Annotated in this window: 9 protein-coding genes and 1 pseudogene; 2 read left to right on the forward strand and 8 right to left on the reverse strand. The window is 67.4% G+C overall.

The window, feature by feature from the left end:
- Positions 1-675: 675 nt before the first annotated feature.
- Complete coding sequence (locus tag D472_RS26950) at positions 676-1,359, reverse strand: hypothetical protein (RefSeq protein WP_394295635.1); 684 nt, start codon at positions 1,357-1,359, stop codon at positions 676-678.
- Positions 1,360-1,906: 547 nt separating this feature from the next.
- Between D472_RS26950 and D472_RS0122345 the strand changes: the two genes are divergently transcribed.
- Complete coding sequence (locus D472_RS0122345; protein WP_017606672.1) at positions 1,907-3,229, forward strand: helix-turn-helix domain-containing protein; 1,323 nt, start codon at positions 1,907-1,909, stop codon at positions 3,227-3,229.
- Here the strand turns inward: D472_RS0122345 and D472_RS0122350 are convergent.
- From D472_RS0122350 to D472_RS0122380, 7 genes are all read right to left on the reverse strand, one after another.
- Positions 3,223-4,119 carry a phosphotransferase enzyme family protein gene (locus tag D472_RS0122350; protein WP_017606673.1) on the reverse strand — a complete coding sequence of 299 codons (897 nt, stop codon included), beginning with the start codon at positions 4,117-4,119 and terminating at the stop codon, positions 3,223-3,225. The two genes, D472_RS0122345 and D472_RS0122350, sit on opposite strands and share 7 nt — an antisense overlap.
- A 77-nt stretch (positions 4,120-4,196) precedes the next feature.
- The gene (locus tag D472_RS0122355; protein WP_017606674.1) at positions 4,197-4,871 is read right to left on the reverse strand and encodes an HIT family protein; all 675 of its coding nucleotides are present in this window, start codon (positions 4,869-4,871) and stop codon (positions 4,197-4,199) included.
- Between the two features lie 13 nt (positions 4,872-4,884).
- Positions 4,885-5,817 carry a DUF2797 domain-containing protein gene (locus D472_RS0122360; protein ID WP_026117971.1) on the reverse strand — a complete coding sequence of 311 codons (933 nt, stop codon included), beginning with the start codon at positions 5,815-5,817 and terminating at the stop codon, positions 4,885-4,887.
- Positions 5,814-6,845, reverse strand: coding sequence for a hypothetical protein (locus tag D472_RS0122365; RefSeq protein WP_017606676.1), 1,032 nt, complete (start codon positions 6,843-6,845; stop codon positions 5,814-5,816). The genes D472_RS0122360 and D472_RS0122365 overlap by 4 nt, the downstream gene beginning before the upstream one ends.
- Entirely contained in the window at positions 6,842-7,504 is a 663-nt protein-coding gene (locus D472_RS0122370) for a hypothetical protein (protein WP_017606677.1), read from the reverse strand. The genes D472_RS0122365 and D472_RS0122370 overlap by 4 nt, the downstream gene beginning before the upstream one ends.
- Complete coding sequence (locus tag D472_RS0122375; RefSeq protein ID WP_017606678.1) at positions 7,497-8,393, reverse strand: hypothetical protein; 897 nt, start codon at positions 8,391-8,393, stop codon at positions 7,497-7,499. Before D472_RS0122375 ends, D472_RS0122370 begins: the two co-directional genes overlap by 8 nt.
- Positions 8,390-9,085 carry a PEP-utilizing enzyme gene (locus D472_RS0122380; RefSeq protein ID WP_017606679.1) on the reverse strand — a complete coding sequence of 232 codons (696 nt, stop codon included), beginning with the start codon at positions 9,083-9,085 and terminating at the stop codon, positions 8,390-8,392. The genes D472_RS0122375 and D472_RS0122380 overlap by 4 nt, the downstream gene beginning before the upstream one ends.
- Before the next feature lie 289 nt (positions 9,086-9,374).
- Here D472_RS0122380 and D472_RS28890 point away from each other — a divergent pair.
- Positions 9,375-9,617, forward strand: a pseudogene (locus D472_RS28890) (hypothetical protein); the annotation flags it as partial.

The following is a 9,617-nucleotide window of genomic DNA, read 5'->3' on the forward strand; positions in this document are numbered from 1 at the left end:
CATCCTCACACCACCCGCGTCGCCCCGTGTACAACGCCCGCCGATGGGGAGGGCCAGCCGTGTGCGGGCCTGTGCGAGCTTCGCCAGCACGGGGCCGAGGGACCTGCACCCGCACCTGGCCCGCAGGCCTGCCCAGGTCAGGTTCCCGGCCTCCATCCGGACGCCGCGCTGACAGTGGTTGACGCACCTCGGCCACGGGTCGAGCGCTCTGTGCGGTGGGGCTGCAGAACACGGCGGCGAGCACCGCTCCCAGGATCCAACGCAGATGTTCACCCCAGCCCTGTCGGCGTTTGCGGTGCCGCCCGCTATGCTTTTCCACGATCTCCTCCTGCTGAATCCAGGTGGGGATTAAGCCCCGGCTCGGTGTTCGCAGCACCGGGTCGGGGCGCCTCCACGAATTTCTTCTTCGTTCCCTTTCAAGGTGTGGCCTGGTCGGGTGTCAATGGTCCCAGGGTCGTACGCCGCCCGGAACTGCGCTTCCCGCCCACACCACACAAAGGGCATAAAAGCCCCAAATCCTGCGATGAATGCGCTGTTCCCGCAGGGCGGGTCGATGTTCGCTTGGGTGAGCGAGGTTCTTCAACCCCGCACGAAAAAAAAGGGGCAGATTTCCTCAGCCCAGCGCCGATATCTCCCGATCGCCAGAGGAAGGGGCCATTTCAGAGCGGGCTTTGTTCACACGGGTCCTGACGAGATCCCCGCTGACACCGAACGCCCGTCCCAGGGCCGCGTAGGTCTCCCCGGCCTCGAAACGGGCCAGGAGCTCGCTGTCGGATACCCCCAGCTCCTTGGGCGGCCGGTGCCCCTACGAGGTGCTCCACCTGCGGCCCTGCGTTTCAGAGCCCGCTGTTTACGCAGCCGCACCAGGTACATCACGTTCTGATGGCGCGCTCCGGGCCGGTCGTAGCCCCACATCTTCGAGGGGGTCTCGCCCTCGTGCCACAAAGCGAAGAACGCCCGCCTGGCCCGGCCCAACGTCCGGGTGAATGCTGCCGTGTCCATGTTCACCGCACGCTCAGCCCGACGGCGGTCGTCGTGTTCGGCCAGCGCGGTCAGCACCTGGCGGTGAGTCGGGGTCAGAGCGGTCCAGATCTGGGCCAGGGCGATACGGTCCACCAGCAGGTCCTCATGGGAGTGGGCGGGGGCCGAAGCGCTGGTCCAATAACGCAGGAACGCTCGGGAGACCAGGGCTTTGTCCTTGCCACCCAGACCATGGGCCTTGAGGTCTTGGTAGTGCTGGGCCTTCATCGCCTTCCACCCGACAGCGATGAGCTCCGTCTCCTCCGGGCGCTCCACCACCAGGTGCAGGTGCTCGATGATCGCCTCCCACGCGGTCTCGGCCCGGTGGACCATCTCCATGCCGTTCACCCACCGGCACTCCCGCGCCGCCCATACCGCCAACCGCACCACCTGAAACGCCGTGTACCCGTGACCGATCAGGTCATCTGCCCTGGGGCGCGGCAGCAACGGACCGAACTCGTTGGATCCGTGTGGTGACTTCGAAGAGCCCCCTTTGAGGTTGCGGTCATCCGTTTGGCAGGGATCAGGCCCTGTGCTCGAACGTGGCGAGGAATCGCAGTCTCCACCGGGGTCGGTGCTGTGTGCGGGCCCGCTGCGGGTTCGGTCCGAGCCTCTCACCGCCAGGAGGCCGTTCTTGGGCGTTGTCGCTGGGGTCATAGGGCCACTGTCCGGAGAAACCGCTGACATCCCCATGACAGCGCGGGCATGGTGGTCATGACAAGCCGGTCATGGCGGATCTGGAGTCGGCGCCCGTAGTCTTCTGTGCCACCCACCCGCCCCGAGGTTTCGAGTGGAAGGCACCCCCGTGTACTGCGGAAACTGTGGTCGATGCCGAGGCAGCGGTGACTGCTCGTGTGTACCCGCGCGGTTCTGGCGCCTCCCCCAGGTGCGGCGGGCCGCGGCCGAGGGAGACGCCAACACGCTGATCCGCCTGTTGCTTCGACACACCGACCTGGCTCAGGACGCCATCGCGCGGATGTGCGACCTGTCCCAGACCATGGTCTCCCGAGTCCTGAGCGGACAGCGGGAACTACGCAGGCAGGAGACCGTGCGGCGGGTGGTCGAGGGCATCACGCACGGGTTCGACATCCCCGCCCCTGTGATGAAGCGAGTCCCGCAGGAGCTGGGTCTTGCGTTGAACGGCTCCGCACGGCAGACCGCCGAGGTTCTGAACCAGGTAGCTGCTGTGGACGCGGAGGACATCCCGGGGGTGCAGGAGCAGCCACCGGCTTCGGCGGTCAGTTCCGCGGTGCTCTCCTGGCTGGTTTCGGGCCCCTCCTCCGGTAGTTCCGAGGTTCAGGTTGAAGACGGTCCGGTCGCGGCGATCCGGACCGCGTCGGCTGCGTTCTCCGCGTTGGACAACCGTTTCGGCGGTGACAACGCGCGGGCGGCAGCGGTGCACTACCTCAATGAAACGGTGGTACCGCTGCTCCGGGAGTCGCATTCGGAGAAGGTCAGCCGGGCTCTGTTCGCGGTGTCCTCGGAGTTCGTGCTCTCACTGGCGTGGATGTCCTACGATGCCCAGCGCAACGGCGCTGCCCGCCGCTACTTCGTGCAGGCCCTGGACCTGGCAGCGCACGCGGGCGAGCGCCTGCTCGGGGCGAGTGTGCTCTCAGCGATGAGTCACCAGGCCAACTACGTCGGCGCGCACGCCGAGGCACGGGATCTGGCCCGGGCGGCATTGACCGGTGCCGGGGAGCGGGCCACACAGACCATGAGGGCGCAGTTCCTGATGATGGAGGCGCGTGCCCACGCCGCCGGGCAGGACAAGTCCGCGTGTTTCCAGGCGATGAGCGAGGCGGAGCGGGCTTTCGGTCGACGTGACCCGGGGGCCGATCCGGAGTGGATCGGTTACTTCGACCATGCGGAGTACTCCGACGAGGTCGCCCACTGCCATCGCGACCTGGGTCATTCCCATGTGGCGCGGCGGTTGGCGGAGCAGAGCCTGGCGTCCTCGGTCGGGGAGGAGTACGCGCGCAGCCGGGTCTTCACCCGTCTGGTGCTGGCGGCGGCCGTGCTGGGACAGGGCGAGGTCGAAGAGGCCTGTCATCTGGGCTCGGTGGTGCTGCCGCAGGTGCGGGCAACCTCGTCGGCGCGGTGTGTGGGCTACCTCGACGCGTTCGCCCGGAGTATGCGGCCCTACCGCGGACAGCCGATGGCGGAACGGTTCCTGAGTCAGGCTCGGGCCGTGGTGTCGGCTGCTCAGTAGGGGCTCCACTCCCGTGGGCGTCGGGGGTCGGACAGGTCGTTGACGCGCCGGTCGATTTCGGCGTCGATCTCGGAGCTCTCCCCGCGCTTTTGGGCGAGCCAGGTGGTCATGCGCAGTTCCCGGACCTGTTTGTAGAGGGGGTAGCCCTCCCAGAAGGTGACGTCGAACCCGTAGACCTCGCAGAAGTCGGCGTACTCGTCCTCGCTGTGCCAGCCCAGGTCCCGGTAGAGGGCGGTCAGGACCAGGTCCCATTCGGGCGGACCCCAGCAGATGCCGTCCAGGTCGAAGAGCACGACCCCGGTCGGGGTGACCAGGACGTTGCCGATGTTGGCGTCGCCGTGGATGACGTGGGTGCCCAGCACCGGCTTGGTGGTGGGGAACTGGGCAGCCAGGTCGCCGTGGACCTCACGCAGGCGTTCACGTTGGGTGGGGCTGAGCCCGGGGGCGGTGTCGATGCGTTCGGCCACGCGGTCGAAGGGGTCCAGTTCCGGGAGCTCGAGTGTGGGTGGCGGGGTGAGGCTGTGCAGGGTGCACAGGAGTCCGGCCAGTTCACGCGGTACGGTCCACTCTCCTTGGACCCCCTCCCAAAGGGTGACTGCGGTGTTCTCGGCCAGAACGGGTTGCCCGCCGGGCAGAGGGCGGCTCACCGGCAGATTCTGTTCGGCCAGCCACCGGGCGGCCCGCACCTCCCGGTCGGCCTCCACCCACCTGGCGGCGGAGCGTTCGACACGGGCGATGACGGCTCCGTCGCGCAGGCGGAACACCGCGCGCTCCCCCATGCGGATGAGTTCGGGGCCGTGGTGGGCCGAAGTCTCGGGGATGCCCAGGGCCTGGGCTGCGGTGTGGACGGCGCGGATGGCGCGCTCGGTGAAATCCTCGATGTGGGCCACGGGTTCCAGCCTATGCCGGAGCCGCACGCTCACCCCGCGATCGAGCGGAGCACCCTGCGGTGGGTGGGCGAGATGGGTCACCTGGTGGTGAAGGTCGTGCTCATGCGGTGGACTCGGTCGGTCTGGGGGAAGGTGAGCCAGTCCCACTCCCCTTCTTCGGCTCCTGTCCAGGCGGCCAGGCAGCGGCGGAAGAACTGGGAGGGCGCTCCGGTGGCGGTGCCGATCCAGTCCTGGTCGGGTGTGCTCAGGGCGAGGTAGGAGCGTTGTTCCTCCTCGACCAGTCGGCGGGAGGCGCTGATCCAGTCGGTGCAGGGCCGCATGGTGACGGGTGCCGGGATGTGGTCGAGGAAGCGCTGGTGGTCGCGGTCGGTGGCCACGACGTGGATGTGGGTGTGGTCGTAGCAGGCACCGCCCTTATCTCGGAAGTCGAGGCTGCCGTGTTCGAAGACGAAGCTGTTCAGGCCGCTGCGTGCTCGGATGAGGTCGGTGACCTGTGGGATGAGGATGCGCAGGTCGGCGTGTTCGGCTTCGTCCAACCAGCCCACGGACAGGGTGTGGCGTTTGGAGACGATGAGTAGGTACCAGTCGGTGAGTGCGCCGATGCAGGGCATGACGACGAAGTGTTCGCTCTCCAGGAGCACGTAGTCGGCGCGCGTTCGGGCCAGGCCGAGATCGTAGAAGAGGTTGGAGTCATCGCCCCCTTCCACCTCGCAGCAGAAAGTGCAGATCTCGCTCAGGGTGCTCTCGTGCACGGGATCCTCCGGGTCAGAACAGGGTGGGCGCACCGGTGGGAGCGTCTTCGGCGGTGACTGGGGCGAGGGTTCGACCGATGAGCTTGCTCAGGTCGGCGCAGTGGTGGGGCACGTCGGGTTCGGGGTCGGTGGAGAACACGACGACGGGGCCGGCGGCCCCGGTGATGTGCAGTCGGTGGGTGCCCTGGGTGAGGTCGCCGGGGTAGGCGAGCACGGGAGCGGATTCGAAGACGGCGGTGGAGCAGGCAGGCCGTAGCCAGGGTTCGGGGGCGGCGAGTACTTCGGTTCCGGGCTGTTCGGCGGCGAACTTGTCCAGGTAGGGGGTGACCTGGGCGGCGAGTTCGGTCAGCTTCGTGATGAGTGCTGTGGTGTCGATGCTGTTCTGAAGGCCGAGCACCTTACGGCGGGCCTGGACCTGTTGGGGCAGTGAGAAGTGCTGGGAGAGGGCGGACTCCAGGGTGCGGACGGTAGCGCCGTCCTTGGTACGAGCCAGGTAGAGGGCGGCGACGGGTCCCTGCTCGTTCAAGCGGCTGCGGCGGCGTGAGTCGGCTGCCGTGCCGACCTTGGTCGTGCCGTTGGCGAAGACGTCGAGGTAGAGCCAGTGCGGTTGCTGGAGGTAGTCGCGGATGTTGTCAGGCAGAGCGTCGGGGGTGCGGTGGGCCTGGTGGGCGGCGATGAACCCTTCCTTGTACTGGCAGCGTCGGCACTGTTTTCCTCGGGTGACGATCTCGTCGGTGCGACAACGCACGTGCCTGCCCTGCGCTCCGGTGAGTTCGAACCAGCCGACACAGCGGCGCTGTTCCCCGTCGACGCGGAAGGTGTGTTCGCCCAGGAGGGGGTGGAGCAGGCTGCGTTCGGGGTGGTCGGGGTCGGTGGTGAGCAGGCGCGGGTTCTCCGAGTCGTTCCAGTCCAGGCCGAGAAGGGTCACGGGTGCTGTCGGGTTCATGCCAGGCTCCGGTGCAGGATCGTTTCGATGTGGTGCAGGCAGCGGCGGCGCCGGGTGGCGACGGGGGTGCTGCGTTCGGCGTACAGGCCGTGCTCGTGGGTGCCGTTGAGGTTGTCGGTGACGATGTGCAGGTAGTCGAAGGGCACGTTGACTGTGGCAGCGGCGAGGGCCATGTGTCCGATCTCGGGGTCCACCACGTCGAAGTGTGCACGGTGTTGGTCAAGCCAGGTGCAGGTTTCGTCCAGGACGCTGGGGACCGTGACGTGCCGGACCCCGGTGCGGACTCCGGGGAGCGCGAGGTCCAGGTCCAGGGAGCTCTTCCAGGAAACGGGGTGGCCCTTCACCTGGCTGGTGGTGCCGGTGACGATGACGGTGTTGGGCTCCATGCCGGGCTGGAGGCCGCCGAGTTTGCCCACGTAGAGCACGCCTGAGGTGTGGCCGCGATCGGCCAGGGCGGTGACCAGGTCACCGGCGAGGTCACCCCAGAAGCTGAACTCACATCCCAGGAGGAGCACGGTGGAGCTGCCGACGCGGGCGGTGCGCCAGCCGAAGCCCGGGCGGTGGTTCCATTCGGTGTTGGAGGCAGGTGGTCGGGTGAGGAGGGGTTCGACGTAGCCGAGGATCGCCAGGTCGTGGGCGGGAAGGTTTCGTGGGAGCCAGTAGTCGACGAACTCCAGGCTTTGTCCGGGGACGGGCCGCTCGACGGTTATGTCGGCCGGTAGGTCCGTCATGGCGCAGGCCGCGCGCAGAAGCCCGGCGTAGTGGTGGGTGTAGTCCTGGCCGGGAGGGACGACGCAGTGCAGGACCCCGTCGGCGAGGGTGAAGTAGGGGCGGCGCCAGTTGAAGCGTTTGCCCACGCGTTTGTCGCCGCCGAGGAGGAAGGCCAGTGAGCGGTTGGGGTAGACCCATGCCCGGCCTCGGGCGGCGGTGAGCAGGTCCAGGGGGACCTTGGGGAGGACGTAGTCGGGGAGGCGCTCGCCCATGGTGTGTTCGCTGGCCAGGATGGGACTGGTCTCGGTGGTGTTCACGCGTTGACCTCTCTGCGGAGGAGGGACAGAAGGTCTTTGTCGTCGGCGGTGCTGTGCAGGGCGTGGACCGGGGCAGGGTGTGCGCTGAGCAGTTTTTCCAGGGCGTGGGCGGTGCGAGTTTGATAGTCGGTGAAGGTTGCTGGGGAGGTCGTGGCCTTCTTGGTGGTGAAGGCTCCGTGTTCGGAGGGTTTGGAGGTCTCGGCTCTACGGGTGGTGGCCACCTCCGCCGGGGTGGTGAGCAGGACGACCCGGTCGGGCTGTGGCAGGGCGGAGAACACGCCTTCGGCTTGGACTACGAGACGGTCGTCGCCGGACAGGGTCATGCGGGCCTGGTGTTTGAAGTACCAGCCGTCGACCACGACTGGGGATTTCTGGTCAAGGGCGGGAGCCACGTGGGCGTGGTAGAAGAGTGCGTACCAGGCCGCGAGGGAGTGCAGCCAGTAGTTCGCTGGGTAGTTCCAGACCGGTTCGGCGTGGTCGTAGCCCCAGGTGAGGTCGTGTATTTGGGCGAGGCGCCGGTCCAGCCAGGCGTTGCCAGTGTGCGGCGGGGCATCCTTGCGCAGGGCGGTGACCTGGAAGGAAGCCGTGGTGGCCAGGCGGGACAGCAGGTGGCTTTTGCCCGCGCCGTCGATGCCCTCAATGGTCCAGAACTCAGCCATGAGCGTTCCTGACAGTGATCCCGGCTTCGCGAAGGTTGATGGCCAGGTGCGAGAGCAACCCTGAGCGCAGGTACACCTCTGGTGTTCCGGCCCGGTGGAGCCGGTCGATGAACGAGGCCAGGCGGGCGTGCTCCTCACGGGCCACGGACACGTCGAGGAGTACAGGGCCGTCGGGTAGGGGTGCGTCGGTCGAGGAGAGCGGGACCGCGTTGTCGGGAAGTGCGGGTGTGTCCTGTTGCCAGGTCTCGGGCTCGGGCACGCTGCTGCGGATGTTCTGGGCGGAGAGTCCGTAGCGGCTGGAGTGGTGCAGCTTGAGGCCGAACGGCTGGCCCAGGTCCTCACAAAGGGCGGTCAGGTGGCGTCGGTGCTCACGAATCCAGGCTGCGATGGTGGCGAGCTGCCAGTCGTTCACTCGCGCCGATCGTTGTCGGGTTCCGTGGCGGGGGTCGTGGAAGCGAGCTGTTTGGAGACTGGTCTCCGGGACGGTGAGTTCGAGACCCTCGTCTGTGAATACGAGTACGGCGGGGGTGAGGCGGCTGTCCAGCTCCCAGATCCCAGGAACGATCTCGGCAACCACCAATGACTCGTAGACCGCGAGTTCGACGGAGAAGAGCACCTGTTCATAGGGCTGCACCAGCGCCGACAGTCCTGGAGCGAGGTCGATGATCCACTGCGCTGCGGCTGCGGGGGTGGCGCCAACGAGGCGGGGCAGGTTCCGTTCCTCGGAGTCGGCCGCGGTGCGCACCACCAGGAGCGGATGTTGGCTGAAGTTGTCGCGCAGTGTCCGAGGGCTCATCCGGCGTGGTCGCCGCACGACATGAACTGGCAGACGCAGCAGCCCGTGTGCTTGAAGGGTGTTGACGGCCTCGACCTTGGCCCACCCGCTCATGAAGCCCACTCCAAGACAGCCCGGGTGATCGGGCGGACCTGGAGCACCAGGACGGTCGCGCCGGTCCAAGCCCACTCCACATCGACGTCGAACCCGAAGTGGGTGCTGAGCTGTCGGCACAGGGGGTGGAGCTGCGCGGTGAGGGTGAGGCTCGGGACGAGTACGGTGCCGGTCGATGCCCTGAACCGGCGTGTGTCGCGCCGGGCTCGCATGCGCAACGGCATACCGGCGGTAGCTCCGTCCGGGCGCTGGGATGCCTCCACCAGCAGGCGATCCTGACTGTGGAAGGCCACACCGTACAGGGGAGCTTCCACCTGCTCCTGGACCAGAACGCACCCACCGGACAAGAGCTCCAGGTTCTCTTGTGAGAGCAGGTCCTGGTCGATGACCCGGGCCAGTGCTGAGGCGTCGGGCGGACAGTTCAGCAGCGACACCGACCGCCCCGCCTGGGCGTGCTCCAGTCCGTCCTCCAGGATAGAGCTCGTGCGCACCACGATCCGGCGAGGCCGGTAGAGCCCCAACCAGGTACGGAGTGAGGCGATCGCCTCGCTGGTTCCGTGCGCCAAAGCCGCAGTACTGAGGCAGAGCCCCGGAGGCACGGGGAGCCCGAGGTCAGCAACCTGGCTCAGCCGCGCCGCCTTGTGACCCCACAGATCGGGGTCCAACCGCTGTGAGAGCAGGTCAGCGACCATTGCGCCACCTACTCTCGACGCGGATCGTCAACCCGAAGGCTGCTTCCTTGAATCCATCCATGCGCCCACTGTGGCCAGCACAGAGGGGCCATCCCATGACCAGCCAGTCATAGATTCACCGACGTGGGGCAGCGGCTCCATCGTGAGTGACGGGAGGCGATCCCGGTGTGCCCTGGTACCCGGCATACGACAGCACCCCTTTCAACCCAGACGGAGACCCCGATCAGGCTGTCGGCACCACGGTGTAGCTTTTCCGCGCAACCGGCCCCCTGATCTGAAAGGTCCATCCATGCGGTTCCACACCCCTGGGCGCCCCGAGGACCTGCCCTCCTTCCACACCCTCTGGGCCCGCGCCGCCACACTGGCCACTCTGGAAGCAGGCGGCAGCGAGAACCAGCATGCTTATGCCGACGCGGTCGTGCACCACGATGGCGCGGGCGGAAACGAGTGGCGGCTCGCACGTCTCCAAGGCGGACGTGGGGTCCTCCCTCTGTGTCAGGGTCGAGTGGGACACCAGGGGATAAACTTCACT

The organism is Nocardiopsis alkaliphila YIM 80379 (genome assembly GCF_000341005.1).
GTDB lineage: Bacteria > Actinomycetota > Actinomycetes > Streptosporangiales > Streptosporangiaceae > Nocardiopsis > Nocardiopsis alkaliphila.